13 protein-coding genes and 1 tRNA gene are annotated in these 16,621 nt (G+C 63.4%); all 14 read left to right on the top strand.

Annotation, left to right across the window (positions count from 1 at the left end; genetic code table 11):
- Positions 1-141 (top strand): EF-Tu C-terminal domain-related protein (locus AC5P9P_RS20380; protein WP_487247787.1); only part of this gene is annotated, 141 nt, incomplete at its 5' end.
- 103 nt (positions 142-244) lie between these two features.
- Positions 245-320, top strand: a tRNA-Trp gene (locus tag AC5P9P_RS20375).
- A gap of 49 nt (positions 321-369) precedes the next feature.
- On the top strand, positions 370-783 hold the full coding sequence (gene secE / locus AC5P9P_RS20370) for a preprotein translocase subunit SecE (RefSeq protein WP_033835425.1): 414 nt from the start codon (positions 370-372) through the stop codon (positions 781-783).
- Between the two features lie 10 nt (positions 784-793).
- Positions 794-1,354 (top strand): transcription termination/antitermination protein NusG, encoded by a 561-nt coding sequence (gene nusG / locus AC5P9P_RS20365; RefSeq protein ID WP_004154362.1) that lies wholly within the window; start codon positions 794-796, stop codon positions 1,352-1,354.
- 286 nt (positions 1,355-1,640) lie between these two features.
- Entirely contained in the window at positions 1,641-2,069 is a 429-nt protein-coding gene (gene rplK / locus AC5P9P_RS20360) for a 50S ribosomal protein L11 (RefSeq protein ID WP_004145248.1), read from the top strand.
- A gap of 4 nt (positions 2,070-2,073) precedes the next feature.
- A complete protein-coding gene (gene rplA, locus AC5P9P_RS20355) occupies positions 2,074-2,772 on the top strand; it encodes a 50S ribosomal protein L1 (RefSeq protein ID WP_004154350.1) in 699 nt (232 codons plus the stop codon).
- A 383-nt stretch (positions 2,773-3,155) separates the two neighbouring features.
- Positions 3,156-3,692, top strand: coding sequence for a 50S ribosomal protein L10 (rplJ, locus tag AC5P9P_RS20350; protein ID WP_005408203.1), 537 nt, complete (start codon positions 3,156-3,158; stop codon positions 3,690-3,692).
- A gap of 63 nt (positions 3,693-3,755) precedes the next feature.
- Positions 3,756-4,124, top strand: coding sequence for a 50S ribosomal protein L7/L12 (rplL, locus tag AC5P9P_RS20345; protein WP_005408204.1), 369 nt, complete (start codon positions 3,756-3,758; stop codon positions 4,122-4,124).
- 364 nt (positions 4,125-4,488) lie between these two features.
- Entirely contained in the window at positions 4,489-8,643 is a 4,155-nt protein-coding gene (gene rpoB, locus AC5P9P_RS20340; protein ID WP_005408205.1) for a DNA-directed RNA polymerase subunit beta, read from the top strand.
- A gap of 89 nt (positions 8,644-8,732) precedes the next feature.
- The gene (rpoC, locus tag AC5P9P_RS20335) at positions 8,733-12,956 is read left to right on the top strand and encodes a DNA-directed RNA polymerase subunit beta' (protein ID WP_495233068.1); all 4,224 of its coding nucleotides are present in this window, start codon (positions 8,733-8,735) and stop codon (positions 12,954-12,956) included.
- A gap of 322 nt (positions 12,957-13,278) precedes the next feature.
- On the top strand, positions 13,279-13,653 hold the full coding sequence (gene rpsL / locus AC5P9P_RS20330; protein WP_004145320.1) for a 30S ribosomal protein S12: 375 nt from the start codon (positions 13,279-13,281) through the stop codon (positions 13,651-13,653).
- 12 nt (positions 13,654-13,665) lie between these two features.
- Positions 13,666-14,139: a 30S ribosomal protein S7 gene (rpsG, locus tag AC5P9P_RS20325; RefSeq protein ID WP_004145321.1), complete on the top strand. Its 474-nt coding sequence runs from the start codon at positions 13,666-13,668 to the stop codon at positions 14,137-14,139.
- 141 nt (positions 14,140-14,280) lie between these two features.
- On the top strand, positions 14,281-16,422 hold the full coding sequence (fusA, locus tag AC5P9P_RS20320) for an elongation factor G (RefSeq protein WP_019662237.1): 2,142 nt from the start codon (positions 14,281-14,283) through the stop codon (positions 16,420-16,422).
- Between the two features lie 52 nt (positions 16,423-16,474).
- On the top strand, positions 16,475-16,621 hold a 147-nt coding region (locus AC5P9P_RS20315; protein WP_230078978.1), incomplete at its 3' end, for a GTP-binding protein.

Here is a 16,621-nt window from a genome sequence, read left to right as displayed (position 1 = left end):
GAAATGGTGATGCCGGGTGACAACGTCAAGATGGTCGTCACCCTGATCAACCCGGTGGCGATGGACGAAGGCCTGCGCTTCGCCATCCGCGAAGGCGGCCGCACCGTCGGCGCCGGCGTGGTCTCGAAGATCATCGAGTAAGCCTGCAGTACCGGTGGTTGCATAGCGCCGCCGGTTACGCGAATGGCGGGCCGGGAACCTCGGTCCGCCTTCGCCGTCTAAGGGAAGGCAAGTTTCAACACGTACGCCAGTAGCTCAATTGGCAGAGCAGCGGTCTCCAAAACCGCAGGTTGGGGGTTCGAGTCCCTCCTGGCGTGCCATCTGCCCACCTTATCCAGCGGCCTGGGCCGCTAAAGCAGACACAGCCGGATGAATAGCAAGATCGAACACTCCAAGGACACCTCCGCCAACGGCGGGGATATCGTCAAGTACGTCGCCGCATCGCTGCTGGTGCTGGCCGGTCTGTTCGTCTGGTTCTGGTTCTCCGCCGACTCCGGTCGCGCCACCCAGCTGGGTGCGTGGGCGGGTCAGCTGCGTGCGTTGGCGGTCGTGGTCGGTCTGGTTGGCGGTATCGGCGTGTTCATGCTGACCGGCAAGGGGCGCGACACCCGCGAATTCCTCTCCGAGTCGCGCTTCGAACTGCGCAAGGTGGTCTGGCCGACGCGCCAGGAAGCCATCCGCATGACCTGGGTCGTGATGGTGGTGGTGACCATTCTCAGTCTGTTGCTGGGTGGGTTCGATTACGTCATTCAGTGGCTGGTTCAGTTGTTCCTGAGCCGCTAAGGAGAATTGCATGAAGCGTTGGTACGTCGTTCACGCCTATTCGGGCTTCGAGAAGTCGGTGGCGCAGGCTCTGCGCGATCGCATCGTCCGTGACGGCATGGAAGAGCGCTTCGGCGATGTCCTGGTCCCGACCGAAGAAGTGGTCGAGATGCGCGCTGGCCAGAAGCGCCGCTCCGAGCGCAAGTTCTTCCCGGGTTACGTGCTGGTCCAGATCGAGACCCACGAAGAAGCCGGTATTCCGCGCATCGACAACGAAAGCTGGCACCTGGTCAAGGAAACCCCGCGCGTGATGGGCTTCATCGGCGGCACCGCCGACCGTCCGCTGCCGATTGCCGATTCCGAGGCTGAAGCCATCCTGAACCGCGTTCAGGAAGGTGTCGAGAAGCCGCGCCCGAAGGTGCTGTTCGAACCGGGCCAGATGGTCCGCGTCACCGACGGCCCGTTCAACGATTTCAATGGCGTCGTCGAAGAGGTCAACTACGAGAAGAGCCGTCTGCGCGTCTCGGTGCTGATCTTCGGACGTGCCACGCCGGTCGAACTCGAGTTCGGCCAGGTCGAAAAGGCCGTCTGATCCAGCTGTAGAGTCGAGCTTGCTCGACTTTGCTGATCGGTCGAGCAAGCTCGACTCTACGGAACCAGGAACCGGGCCTTGCCCGGTTTCGCCCGTTTATGTGCCGCTTCAGGCATGTGAAGAAAAAACCTGATATAGTTCGCGGCTCCCCGCTGGGAAGCCAGCAGGACGAGGCCGCCGCAAGGTGGCCTTCAGCATGATTTCAAAACGCGATGCCGGGACGCGTGATTCCCGGTCCGATGGGGAGCCTGTTGTCGAAAGGCGCTAGCACCCGGAGAGTACTCACATGGCAAAGAAAGTTGTCGGTTACATCAAGCTGCAGGTGAAGGCCGGTCAGGCCAACCCCTCGCCGCCGGTCGGTCCTGCGCTGGGTCAGCGCGGTCTGAACATCATGGAATTCTGCAAGGCGTTCAACGCTGCCACGCAGAAGCTCGAGCCGGGTCTGCCGGTTCCGGTGATCATCACGGCCTACTCGGACCGTACGTTCACCTTCATCACCAAGAGCACCCCGGCCACCACCCTGCTGAAGAAGGCCGCTGGCATCTCGTCGGGCTCCAAGCGCCCGAACACCGAGAAGGTCGGCAAGGTCACCCGTAAGCAGCTGGAAGAGATCGCCAAGGCGAAGGAACCGGATCTGACTGCCGCCGATCTGGACGCCGCCGTGCGTACCATCGCTGGCTCTGCCCGTTCCATGGGCCTCGTGGTGGAGGGTTAATAAGATGGCACAGACCAAGCGTGAGAAGGCCATCAAGGCCGCCGTCGTTCCGGGCAAGGCATACGCCTTCGAGGACGCGATCAACATCCTGAAGAGCGCCACCAAGGCCAAGTTCGTCGAGTCGATCGATGTCGCTGTGCGCCTGGGCGTCGATGCGAAGAAGTCCGACCAGCAGGTTCGTGGCTCCACCGTGCTGCCGGCCGGTACCGGCAAGTCGGTCCGCGTCGCCGTGTTCGCTCCGGCCGGTGCCAAGGCTGATGAAGCCCTGGCCGCTGGCGCCGAAGCCGTCGGTATGGATGATCTGGCCGAGAAGATGCAGGCCGGCGATCTGAACTACGACGTCGTCATCGCGACCCCGGACGCCATGCGCGTCGTCGGTAAGCTGGGCACCGTGCTGGGCCCGCGCGGCCTGATGCCGAACCCGAAGGTCGGCACCGTTTCCCCGAACCCGGGTGAAGCCGTGAAGAACGCCAAGTCGGGTCAGGTCCGTTACCGCACCGACAAGGCCGGCATCATCCACTGCACCATCGGCAAGGCCGACTTCGCCGAAGACGCGCTGAAGTCGAACCTGACCGCGCTGCTGCTGGACCTGATCAAGGCCAAGCCGGCCACCTCGAAGGGCACCTACCTGCAGAAGGTTTCGGTCAGCTCGACGATGGGCCCGGGCGTCACCGTCGACCAGTCGTCGCTGACCCTGAAGTAATTGTTTCAAGCGGTCACGGTACCTTCGGTGCCGTGACCGTGACATTTGAAGGCATCGTTGGCAGTGCATCGCCCGCGGTAGCCGTCAAAGACCGCAGGCGCGGTCGTGGCAATACCGGCGACGGGCACGGAAGCTCGATCTGGCAAGGAGTCGCCGCCGGAGCAGTCATGAGCGCTTAATCGATTCCCCGGAATCACCCTGCGTAGATGGTGCCCTTCTGGAGTTTTTCTGGTTCACGCACGTCTGGGATTTCCCTGATTGCCTCCAGGTCTGGAACGGCCCACCCCCGGAACATCATCCCGATGTTCCCGGCGTCCAGGACGGATGCCGCACAGGACCGCACACGGCAGGAGCCGTAAGCGGAGTTCAATAGGAGGAGTGCAATGGCTCTCAATCTGTCCCAGAAGCAAGAAGTAGTCGCCGAGCTGGCAGACGTCGCCGCCAAGGCCCACTCCTTGATCGCAGCCGAATACGCTGGCACCACGGTCGCCCAGATGACCGCGATGCGCAAGCAGGCTCGTGAAACCGGTGTTTTCTTGAAGGTTGTCAAGAACACCCTGGCTTCGCGCGCCGTTGAAGGCACCGAGTTCGCAGTCGCCCAGGACCAGATGGTTGGTCCGCTGCTGTACGCGTTCTCGCTCGAGGAGCCCGGCGCTGCCGGTCGCCTGATCAAGGAAGCCGCCAAGGGCAACGACAAGCTGAAGGCTAAGGTCGTCGCCATCGGTGGCGAAGTGTTCCCGGCAAGCCACGTCGACGTGCTGGCCTCGCTGCCGACCCGCGACCAGGCCCTGGCCATGCTGGCCCGCGTCCTGACCGAGCCGGTCACGATGTTTGCCCGCGCCATCAAGGCCGTTGGCGAGAAGCAGGGTGGTGGCGACGTCGCCGCCGACGCTGCCGAACCGGCCGCCGAGACCGCCTGAGTTTCGACTTACCGTGGTTCCTGACGGAACCTCAACCCAGAAAATCATCCAAAGGTATTAATCATGTCCCTTACCAACGAACAGATCGTCGACGCCATCGCCGAGAAGTCCCTGATGGAAGTGATGGAGCTGGTCAAGGCCATCGAAGAGAAGTTCGGCGTCTCCGCCGCTGCTCCGGTCGCCGTGGCTGCTGCCGCTGGCCCGGCCGCTGCTGTTGAAGAGCAGACCGAGTTCACCGTCACCCTGAAGTCGGCCGGCGACAAGAAGGTCGAAGTCATCAAGGCCGTCCGCGCCATCACCGGCCTGGGCCTGAAGGAAGCGAAGGACCTGGCCGAAGCCGGTGGCGTCCTGAAGGAAGGCGCTTCGAAGGAAGACGCCGAGAAGATGAAGAAGGACCTGGAAGCTGCTGGCGCGACTGTCGAAGTCAAGTAAGCAGTTACCTTGCATCGTCACCGATTCACGGCGATGCAGCCAAGGCTGGGGGCGTAAGCCCCCGGCCTTTGGTCGTTGTTGCGGTGTCGGTAGAGTCGACTGTTGGTCGACTGCTGTGAAGGAAGTCGACTAACAGTCGACTCTACCGTTTCAAATGCAGCAAAAAGCCCAACACGGGCTGCAGTCAAACCCCCGCCGGCCAGCGCAGCGCGCGGCAGCAGGGGCGTGGTAGCAGACGAGTTGGCAGTTGGAAGTAGCGGGAGAAGGCGTGCTGGTGCCGGCAATACCAGCGACTTCCAACTGACAATTTCAAGTTCCCTTCGGATCGTGGGCGCACGATCCGCACAACAAGGTGGAAGACCTCATGACGTCCTATTCGTTCACCGAAAAAAAGCGTATCCGCAAGGATTTCGGCAAGCAGCGCTCGATTCTCGAAGTGCCGTTCCTGCTCGCCATCCAGGTGGATTCCTATCGTGAATTCCTGCAGGAAAACGTCGATCCGGCCAAGCGCACGGACCACGGCCTGCATGCTGCGCTGAAGTCGGTCTTCCCGATCGCCAGCTACAGCGGCAACGCTGCCCTGGAATACGTCGGCTACAAGCTGGGCGAACCGGTCTTCGACGAGCGCGAGTGCCGCCAGCGTGGCATGAGCTACGGCGCCCCGCTGCGCGTGACCGTGCGCCTGGTGATCTACGACCGTGAGTCGTCGACCAAGGCCATCAAGTACGTGAAGGAGCAGGAGGTCTATCTGGGCGAAATCCCGCTGATGACCGAGAACGGCACCTTCATCGTCAACGGCACCGAGCGCGTCATCGTCTCGCAGCTGCACCGCTCGCCGGGCGTGTTCTTCGACCACGACCGTGGCAAGACCCACAGCTCGGGCAAGCTGCTGTACAGCGCCCGCATCATTCCTTACCGCGGCTCCTGGCTGGACTTCGAGTTCGACCCGAAGGACGCACTGTTCACCCGTATCGACCGTCGCCGCAAGCTGCCGGTGTCGATCCTGCTGCGCGCGCTCGGCTACAGCAACGAAGAGATGCTGGCCGAGTTCTTCGAGATCAACACCTTCCACATCAACCCGGATGAAGGCGTCCAGCTGGAGCTGGTGCCGGAGCGCCTGCGTGGCGAAACCCTGGGCTTCGACCTCGCCGACGGCGACAAGGTCATCGTGGAAGCCGGCAAGCGCATCACCGCGCGCCACATCAAGCAGCTGGAAGCCTCGGGCATCGCCGCCCTGGCCGTGCCGGACGACTACATCGTCGGCCGCATCCTGTCGCACGACGTGGTTGACGCCTCGACCGGCGAACTGCTGGCCCAGGCCAATGACGAGATCACCGACGAGCAGCTGCAGGCCTTCCGCAAGGCCGGTGTGGATGCCGTGGGCACCCTGTGGGTGAACGATCTGGATCGTGGCCCGTACCTGTCCAACACCCTGCGCATCGACCCGACCAAGACCCAGCTGGAAGCCCTGGTCGAGATCTACCGCATGATGCGTCCGGGCGAGCCGCCGACCAAGGACGCTGCGCAGAACCTGTTCCACAACCTGTTCTTCACCTTCGAGCGCTACGACCTGTCCGCGGTCGGCCGCATGAAGTTCAACCGCCGCGTGGGCCGCAAGGAGACCACCGGCGAAGCCGTGCTGTACGACAGCAAGTACTTCGGTGAGCGCAACGACGAAGAGTCCAAGCGCCTGGTCGCCGCCCACGGCGACAGCTCCGACATCCTGGACGTGATCAAGGTCCTGACCGAGATCCGCAACGGTCGCGGCGTGGTCGACGATATCGACCACCTGGGCAACCGTCGCGTGCGTTCGGTCGGCGAAATGGCCGAGAACGTGTTCCGCGTGGGCCTGGTCCGCGTCGAGCGCGCGGTCAAGGAGCGCCTGTCGATGGCCGAGTCCGAAGGCCTGACCCCGCAGGAGCTGATCAACGCCAAGCCGGTTGCCGCTGCCATCAAGGAGTTCTTCGGCTCCTCGCAGCTGTCGCAGTTCATGGACCAGAACAACCCGCTGTCGGAAGTGACCCACAAGCGTCGCGTCTCGGCCCTGGGCCCGGGCGGCCTGACCCGTGAGCGCGCCGGCTTCGAAGTGCGCGACGTGCACCCGACCCATTACGGCCGCGTCTGCACCATCGAAACCCCGGAAGGCCCGAACATCGGCCTGATCAACTCGCTGGCCGTGTACGCCCGCACCAACCAGTACGGTTTCCTCGAGACTCCGTACCGCAAGGTCGTGGACGGCAAGGTCTATGACGAAGTCGAGTTCCTGTCGGCGATCGAAGAAAACGAGTACGTCATTGCGCAGGCCAACGCGCTGACCGACGCCAAGGGCACCCTGACCGAGCAGTTCGTTCCGTGCCGCTTCCAGGGCGAATCGCTGCTGAAGCCGCCGGCGGAAGTCCACTTCATGGACGTCTCGCCGATGCAGACCGTGTCGATCGCGGCCGCGCTGGTTCCGTTCCTGGAGCACGATGACGCGAACCGCGCACTGATGGGCGCCAACATGCAGCGTCAGGCGGTGCCGACCCTGCGTGCGCAGAAGCCGCTGGTCGGTACCGGCATCGAGCGCGCCGTGGCGCGTGACTCCGGTGTGACCGTGAACGCCCGCCGTGGTGGCGAGATCGTGCAGATCGACGCGGCCCGCATCGTGGTCAAGGTCAACGAGGAAGAGATCGTTGGCGCCACCGATGCAGGCGTGGACATCTACAACCTGGTCAAGTACACCCGTTCGAACCAGAACACCTGCATCAACCAGCGTCCGCTGGTCCAGGTGGGTGACGTCATCGCCCGCGGCGACGTGCTGGCCGACGGTCCGTCCACCGACATCGGCGAACTGGCCCTGGGCCAGAACATGCTGATCGCGTTCATGCCGTGGAACGGCTACAACTTCGAAGACTCCATCCTGCTCTCCGAGCGCGTGGTGGAAGAGGATCGTTACACCACGATCCACATCGAAGAGCTGACCTGCGTCGCGCGTGACACCAAGCTGGGGCCGGAGGAAATCTCCGCCGACATCCCGAACGTCTCCGAGCAGGCGCTGAACCGCCTGGACGAGAGCGGCGTGGTGTACATCGGTGCGGAAGTCCGCGCCGGCGACATCATGGTCGGCAAGGTCACCCCGAAGGGCGAAAGCCAGCTGACCCCGGAAGAGAAGCTGCTGCGCGCGATCTTCGGCGAGAAGGCTTCGGACGTTAAGGACAGCTCGCTGCGCGTTCCGCCGGGCATGGACGGCACCGTCATCGACGTGCAGGTCTTCACCCGCGACGGCATCGAGAAGGACAAGCGCGCCCGCCAGATCGAAGAGTCTGAAATCAAGCGCGTCAAGAAGGACTTCGACGACCAGTTCCGCATCCTGGAAGCCGCCATCTACATGCGTCTGCGTTCGCAGATCGTGGGCAAGGTGGTCAACGGTGGCGCTGGCCTGAAGAAGGGTGACGTGATCACCGACGCCTTCCTGGACGGCCTGAAGAAGGCTGACTGGTTCGCCCTGCGCATGAAGGACGAGGACGCTTCGGAAGCCATCGAGCGCGCGCAGAAGCAGATCCAGGCGCACGAGAAGGAATTCGAGCGTCGCTTCGCCGACAAGCGCGGCAAGATCACCGCCGGCGACGACCTCGCCCCGGGCGTGCTGAAGATGGTCAAGGTGTTCCTGGCCGTGAAGCGCCGCATCCAGCCGGGCGACAAGATGGCAGGCCGCCACGGCAACAAGGGTGTGGTCTCCAACGTGGTGCCGGTCGAGGACATGCCGTACATGGCCTCGGGCGAAACCGTGGACATCGTGCTGAACCCGCTGGGCGTGCCGTCGCGCATGAACATCGGCCAGATCCTGGAAGTGCACCTGGGCTGGGCGGCCAAGGGCCTGGGCCGCAAGATCCAGGCGATGATGGAGGCCCAGGCGGCGGTTGCCGACCTGCGCAAGTTCCTGGACGACATCTACAACCACGACGACACCAACGTGGCCAACCGTGTCGACCTGTCGCAGTTCAGTGACGAGGAACTGCTGCGCCTGGCCCGTAACCTCACCGACGGCGTGCCGATGGCCACCCCGGTGTTCGACGGTGCCACCGAAGCGGAAATCAAGCGCATGCTGGAACTGGCCGACCTGCCGAGCAGTGGCCAGACCCAGCTGTACGACGGCCGCACCGGTGAAGCGTTCGATCGCCACACCACCGTCGGTTACATGCACTACCTGAAGCTGAACCACCTGGTCGACGACAAGATGCACGCCCGTTCGACCGGTCCGTACTCGCTCGTCACCCAGCAGCCGCTGGGCGGCAAGGCGCAGTTCGGCGGCCAGCGCTTCGGTGAAATGGAAGTCTGGGCGCTGGAAGCCTACGGCGCGGCCTACACCCTGCAGGAAATGCTGACGGTGAAGTCCGATGACGTGCAGGGCCGCAACCAGATGTACAAGAACATCGTCGACGGTGAGCACGAGATGGTCGCGGGCATGCCGGAATCCTTCAACGTGCTCGTGAAGGAAATCCGCTCGCTGGCCATCAACATGGAACTGGAAGACAACTGATCCATGCCGGCGCGGCGGTCAACGCCGCCGCGCCGCTGGCAGTGAACTGAAAGCCCATCGACACAGCATTCCTCCTTCTGGAGAACACCATGAAAGACCTGCTCAACCTCTTCAACCAGCAGCGCCAGACGCTGGACTTCGACGCGATCAAGATCGCGCTGGCTTCGCCGGACCTGATCCGTTCGTGGTCCTTCGGCGAAGTGAAGAAGCCGGAAACCATCAACTACCGTACCTTCAAGCCGGAACGCGACGGCCTGTTCTGCGCCGCCATCTTCGGCCCGGTGAAGGACTACGAGTGCCTGTGCGGCAAGTACAAGCGCATGAAGCACCGCGGCGTGGTCTGCGAAAAGTGCGGTACCGAAGTGACCCTGGCCAAGGTGCGCCGCGAGCGCATGGGCCACATCGACCTGGCCTCGCCGGTCGCGCACATCTGGTTCCTCAAGTCGCTGCCGTCGCGCATCGGCCTGATGCTGGACATGACCCTGCGCGACATCGAACGCGTGCTGTACTTCGAAGCCTACGTGGTGACCGAGCCGGGCCTGACTGCCCTGGAGCGCCGCCAGCTGCTGACCGAGGAACAGTACCTGCAGGCCCGCCAGGAGCACGGTGACGACTTCGACGCCGCGATGGGCGCCGAGGCCGTGTACGAACTGCTGCGCACGATCGACCTGCAGTCGGAAATGACCCGCCTGCGCGAGGAAATCGCCGCTACCGGTTCGGAAACCAAGCTCAAGCGCCTCACCAAGCGCATCAAGCTGATCGAAGCCTTCCTGGAATCGGGCAACCGTCCGGAATGGATGGTCATGACCGTGCTGCCGGTGCTGCCGCCGGACCTGCGTCCGCTGGTCCCGCTGGATGGCGGCCGCTTCGCGACCTCCGACCTGAACGACCTGTACCGCCGCGTCATCAACCGCAACAACCGCCTGCGCCGCCTGCTCGAACTGAGCGCGCCGGACATCATCGTGCGCAATGAAAAGCGCATGCTGCAGGAGTCGGTCGATGCACTGCTGGACAACGGCCGTCGTGGCCGTGCCATCACCGGCACCAACAAGCGCCCGCTGAAGTCGCTGGCCGACATGATCAAGGGCAAGCAGGGTCGCTTCCGCCAGAACCTGCTCGGCAAGCGCGTCGACTACTCGGGCCGTTCGGTCATCGTGGTCGGCCCGTACCTGCGCCTGCACCAGTGCGGCCTGCCGAAGAAGATGGCGCTCGAGCTGTTCAAGCCGTTCGTCTTCGCCAAGCTGCAGCGTCGTGGCCTGGCCACCACCATCAAGGCCGCCAAGAAGCTGGTCGAGCGCGAAGAAGCCGAAGTCTGGGACATCCTGGAAGAGGTCATCCGCGAGCATCCGGTGATGCTGAACCGTGCGCCGACCCTGCACCGTCTGGGCATCCAGGCGTTCGAGCCGGTGCTGATCGAAGGCAAGGCCATCCAGCTGCACCCGCTGGTCTGCACCGCGTTCAACGCCGACTTCGACGGTGACCAGATGGCCGTCCACGTGCCGCTTTCGCTGGAAGCCCAGCTGGAAGCGCGTGCGCTGATGATGTCGACCAACAACATCCTGTCGCCGGCCAACGGCGAGCCGATCATCGTGCCGTCGCAGGACGTCGTGCTGGGTCTGTACTACATGACCCGCTCGCTGGAAAACAAGAAGGGCGAGGGCATGGCCTTCGCCAACATCGCCGAAGTGAAGCGTGCCTACGACAACCGCGTGGTGGAACTGCACGCGCGCGTCAAGGTCCGCATCACCGAAGTGGTGACCGACGAAGACGGCAACAAGCAGAACAAGACCTCGATCGTGGACACCACGATCGGTCGCGCCCTGCTGGCTGAAATCCTGCCGGAAGGCCTGCCGTTCGCGCTGGCCAACACCGAGCTGACCAAGAAGAACATCAGCCGCCTGATCAACTCCAGCTACCGCCAGCTGGGCCTGAAGGACACGGTCGTGTTCGCCGACAAGCTGATGTACACCGGCTTCGCGTACGCGACCCGCGCCGGCGTCTCGATCGGCATCGACGACATGCTGATCCCGGACGAGAAGAAGGGCATCCTCACCGAGGCCGAAGCCGAAGTGCTGGAAATCCAGGAGCAGTACCAGTCGGGCCTGGTCACCGCCGGCGAGCGCTACAACAAGGTGGTCGACATCTGGTCGCGCACCAACGAGCGCATCGCCAAGGCGATGATGGACACCATCGGTACCGAGAAGGTGGTCAATGCCAAGGGTGAGACCATCGACCAGAAGTCGATGAACTCGCTGTACATCATGGCCGACTCCGGTGCGCGTGGTTCGCAGGCGCAGATCCGTCAGCTGGCCGGCATGCGTGGCCTGATGGCCCGCCCGGACGGCTCGATCATCGAGACGCCCATCAAGGCGAACTTCCGCGAAGGCCTGAACGTGCAGGAGTACTTCAACTCCACCCACGGTGCCCGTAAGGGTCTGGCCGATACCGCGCTGAAGACCGCGAACTCGGGTTACCTGACCCGTCGTCTGGTCGACGTGGCACAGGACGTGGTGATCACCGAGGTGGATTGCGGTACCACCGAAGGCCTGATCATGACCCCGATCGTGGAAGGCGGCGACGTGGTCGAGCCGCTGAAGGACCGCGTGCTGGGTCGCGTGGTTGCCGAGGACGTGTTCCTGCCGGGCAACGACGAAGATCCGATCGTCACCCGCAACACCCTGCTGGACGAAGCCTGGGTTGCCAAGCTGGAAGATGCCGGCGTGCAGACCATCAAGGTCCGCTCGACCATCTCCTGCGAATCGGCCTTCGGCGTCTGCTCGCGCTGCTACGGCCGCGACCTGGCCCGTGGCCACCTGGTCAACATCGGTGAAGCGGTCGGCGTCATCGCCGCCCAGTCCATCGGTGAGCCGGGTACCCAGCTGACCATGCGTACGTTCCACATCGGTGGTGCGGCGTCGCGAGCTGCTGCGGTCGACAACATCACCGTCAAGACCACCGGCTCGGTCAAGTTCAGCAACCTCAAGTCGGTCGAGCATGCCAACGGCTCGCTGGTGGCAGTGTCGCGCTCGGGCGAAATCTCGGTGCTCGATGCCCACGGCCGTGAGCGTGAACGTTACAAGCTGCCGTACGGTGCGACCATCACGTCCAAGGACGGTGATGCGATCAAGGCTGGCCAGACCGTGGCCAACTGGGATCCGCATAACCACCCGATCGTGTCGGAAGTGGCCGGTTTCATCCGCTTCATCGACTTCGTCGACGGCATCACCGTCATCGAGAAGACCGACGAACTGACCGGCCTGGCGTCGCGCGAAATCACCGATCCGAAGCGTCGTGGTACCCAGGCCAAGGACCTGCGCCCGATCGTGCGCATCGTCGACGCCAAGGGCAACGACCTGTCGATTCCGGGCACCGACCTGCCGGCGCAGTACCTGCTGCCGCCGCGCTCGATCGTCAACCTGCAGGACGGCGCTGCCGTCGGCGTGGGTGACGTGGTCGCCAAGATCCCGCAGGAAGCGTCGAAGACCCGCGACATCACCGGTGGTCTGCCGCGCGTGGCCGATCTGTTCGAAGCGCGCAAGCCGAAGGATCCGGCGGTGCTGGCCGAGCGTTCGGGCATCATCAGCTTCGGCAAGGACACCAAGGGCAAGCAGCGCCTGATCATCAAGGACACCGATGGTTTGGAGCACGAAGAGCTGATCCCGAAGTACCGCCAGGTCATCGTGTTCGAAGGCGAGCATGTGACCAAGGGTGAAACCATCGTGGACGGCGAGCCGAGCCCGCAGGACATCCTGCGCCTGCTGGGTGTCGAACCGCTGGCCGCCTACCTGGTGAAGGAAATCCAGGACGTGTACCGCCTGCAGGGCGTGAAGATCAACGACAAGCACATCGAGGTGATCACCCGCCAGATGCTGCGCAAGGTCGAGATCACCGACCAGGGCAGCAGCAAGTTCCTGAACGGCGAACAGGTGGAGCGCCAGCGCGTTATCGAGGAGAATGCCCGCCTTGCAGCCCGCAATGAGCTGCCGGCGCACTTCGATCCGGTCCTGCTGGGTATCACCAAGGCCTCGCTGGCGACCGAATCGTTCATCTCGGCCGCGTCGTTCCAGGAAACCACCCGCGTGCTGACCGAAGCGGCCGTCCGCGGCACCTCGGACAACCTGCGCGGCCTGAAGGAAAACGTCATCGTGGGTCGCCTGATTCCGGCCGGTACCGGCCTGGCGTACCACAGCAACCGCCGCCGCGGCGCCTCCGGCCTTACCGAGTCGGAAATGCAGACCCTGGCCGGCACTCCGGCTGCGGTCGAGGCCGCGGCGGTTGAAGCCGAAGCTGAACAGGCCTCGGGCGAAGAATGATGCATCCGGTCCGGCCGCAAGGCCGGACCACCCGGGCGGTAGAGTCGACTGTTGGTCGACTGCCATCGAGAGTCGGCTAACAGTCGACTCTACCGGCGCAGGGCAGGGTGGACCTCGCGGTTCACCCCGCCAACCTGAACGGGGTACATGGAGGCCCCCCAGTAACGTTCCGGGATCAGGAGCGGGCTTGACAGGAGGCGTTTGACTGCTTTCCTGGCAGGTTGCTACAATCGTCTGTCTCAGCAGGCCAGAATTTTGGCCTGCTTTAACATTTCCGCATCTCTGGCCGGATTTTCCGGCCACCAATCAGAAGAACCTACTGATGGCGACGATCAACCAGCTGGTCCGCAAGCCGCGGCAAGCGACCACCTACAAGAGTGCCTCGCCGGCGCTCGACAAGTGCCCGCAGCGCCGTGGCGTCTGCACCCGTGTCTACACCACCACTCCGAAGAAGCCGAACTCGGCTCTGCGCAAGGTTGCCAAGGTCCGCCTGACCAACCAGGAAGAAGTGATTTCCTACATCGGTGGTGAAGGCCACAACCTGCAGGAGCACTCCGTGGTCCTGATCCGCGGCGGTCGCGTCAAGGACCTGCCGGGTGTGCGTTACCACACCGTTCGTGGCTCGCTCGACGCCGCCGGCGTTGCCAAGCGTCGCCAGGCCCGTTCCAAGTACGGCGCCAAGCGTCCGAAGGCATAAGGAGAGAGCACAATGTCGCGTAAGGGTAATACTCCGCAGCGTTCCGTCCTGCCCGATCCGAAGCACGGAAGCGAAACCATCGCCCGTTTCATCAACATGGTCATGCAGAGCGGCAAGAAGTCCGTCGCCGAGAAGATCGTGTACGGCGCCATGGACGTGATCACCGAGAAGAACAGCAGCGCCAACGCCATTGAACTGGTGCAGAAGGCTCTGGACAACGTCGCTCCGGCGGTCGAAGTCAAGTCGCGCCGCGTCGGTGGTGCCACCTACCAGGTGCCGGTCGAAGTGCGTTCGTCGCGCAAGATGGCCCTGGCCATGCGCTGGCTGATCGACTCCGCGCGCAAGCGCGGCGAGAACACCATGCCGAAGAAGCTGGCTGCTGAACTGATCGACGCCTCGGAAAACCGTGGCGGCGCCATCAAGAAGCGCGAAGAAACCCACCGCATGGCCGAAGCCAACAAGGCATTCGCCCACTACCGCTGGTGAGTTTGACGGCCTTGTAAAACAGGCAGGGCAGCACCACTTCGGTGCGTGCTGCCTCGCGGTCCCAGAAAGACTGCGCCAATCCGAAGGCCGCCGAAAGGCGGCGTTCGGCCATCCGAAATCCAAGAAATCTGAGAGGCTCCCGTGGCCCGTTCCACTCCCATCGAGCGTTACCGTAACTTCGGCATCATGGCTCACATCGATGCCGGCAAGACCACCACGTCCGAGCGCATCCTGTTCTACACCGGCAAGAGCCACAAGATCGGTGAAGTGCACGACGGCGCCGCCACCATGGACTGGATGGAGCAGGAGCAGGAGCGTGGCATCACGATCCAGTCCGCTGCCACCACCGCGTTCTGGAAGGGCATGGACAAGTCCCTGCCGGAGCACCGCTTCAACATCATCGACACCCCGGGGCACGTCGACTTCACCATCGAAGTGGAGCGCTCGCTGCGCGTGCTCGACGGTGCCGTCTTCGTCCTGTGCGCCGTCGGTGGCGTGCAGCCGCAGTCGGAAACCGTGTGGCGCCAGGCCAACAAGTACCACGTGCCGCGCATCGCGTTCGTCAACAAGATGGACCGCACCGGTGCCAACTTCCAGAAGGTCGTCGGCCAGCTGAAGGCCAAGCTGGGCGCGGTTGCCGTGCCGATGCAGCTGCCGATCGGCGCTGAAGACAACTTCAAGGGCGTTGTCGACCTGCTGAAGATGAAGGCCATCCACTGGGATGAAGCCTCGCAGGGCATGAAGTTCGAGTACAGCGACATCCCGGCCGATCTGCAGGCGGCTGCGGAAGAAGCTCGCCAGTTCATGGTCGAGACCGCTGCCGAAGCCAGCGAAGAGCTGATGGAAAAGTACCTGGGCGGCGAAGAGCTGGCCGAGGCCGAAATCATCAACGCGCTGCGTACCCGTACCCTGGCCACCGAGATCGTGCCGATGTACTGCGGCTCGGCCTTCAAGAACAAGGGCGTGCAGGCCATGCTGGACGGTGTGATCCAGCTGCTGCCGTCGCCGGTCGACGTGCCGGACGTGAAGGGCGTGGACGTTGACGACGACACCGTCGAAATGACCCGCAAGTCGGACGACAAGGCGCCGTTCTCGTCGCTGGCCTTCAAGATCATCACCGACCCGTTCGTCGGCGCGCTGACCTTCTTCCGTGTCTACTCGGGCACCCTGAACGGTGGCGACACCGTGCTGAACTCGGTGAAGGGCAAGAAGGAGCGCATCGGCCGCATCCTGCAGATGCACTCGAACAACCGCGAGGAAATCAAGGAAGTTCTGGCTGGTGACATCGCTGCTGCCGTGGGCCTGAAGGACACCACCACCGGTGACACCCTGTGCGCCGTGGATGCGCCGATCATCCTGGAGCGCATGACGTTCCCGGAGCCGGTGATCTCGATGGCCGTCGAGCCGAAGACCAAGTCGGACCAGGAAAAGATGGGTCTGGCGCTGGGTCGCCTGGCGCAGGAAGATCCGTCGTTCCGCGTCAAGACCGACGAAGAATCCGGCCAGACCATCATCTCGGGCATGGGCGAGCTGCACCTGGACATCATCGTCGACCGCCTGAAGCGCGAGTTCAACGTTGAAGCCAACGTCGGCGCGCCGCAGGTGGCCTACCGCGAAACCATCACCCTGGCTGACGTCAAGTCGGACTACAAGCACGCCAAGCAGTCCGGTGGTAAGGGTCAGTACGGTCACGTCGTGATCGAGCTGTCGCCGATCACCGCTGAAGATCGTGCCGATCCGAAGATCGCTCCGATGATCAAGGACGATTTCCTGTTCATCAACGACATCACCGGCGGCGTGATCCCGAAGGAATTCATTCCGTCGGTTGAAAAGGGCCTGCGCGAAACCATCACCAGCGGCCCGCTGGCTGGCTTCCCGGTCGTGGACGTCAAGGTGAAGCTGGTGTTCGGTTCGTACCACGACGTCGACTCCTCGGAAATGGCGTTCAAGCTGGCTTCGTCGATGGCCTTCAAGCAGGGCTTCGCCAAGGCCAAGCCGGTGCTGCTGGAGCCGATCATGAAGGTCGAGATCGTGACCCCGGAGGATTACCAGGGTGACGTGATGGGCGACGTCAGCCGTCGTCGCGGCGTGCTGCAGGGTTCCGACACCACCGGTGACGGTTCGGCCAGCATCATCAACGCGATGATCCCGCTGGGTGAAATGTTCGGCTACGCCACTGCTCTGCGTTCGCAGACCCAGGGCCGCGCCACCTTCACCATGGAATTCGATCACTACGAGCCGGCTCCGACCAACATCGCCGAAGCCGTCATGAAGAAGGGCTGAGCCTCGCTCAGCCTCTCTTGAAACCATTTACGAACAATCAAGGTATAGAACAATGGCAAAGGGTAAGTTCGAGCGCACCAAGCCGCACGTCAACGTCGGCACCATCGGTCACGTCGACCACGGCAAGACCACGCTGACCGCCGCACTGACCAAGATCGGTGCCGAGCGCTTCGGTGGCGAGTTCAAGGACTACTCCTCG

The organism is Stenotrophomonas sp. YJH_SMC_14-1 (genome assembly GCF_059372275.1).
The sequence above is the reverse complement of the archived record's forward strand: the minus strand, read 5'-3'. Positions and strand labels throughout refer to the sequence as shown.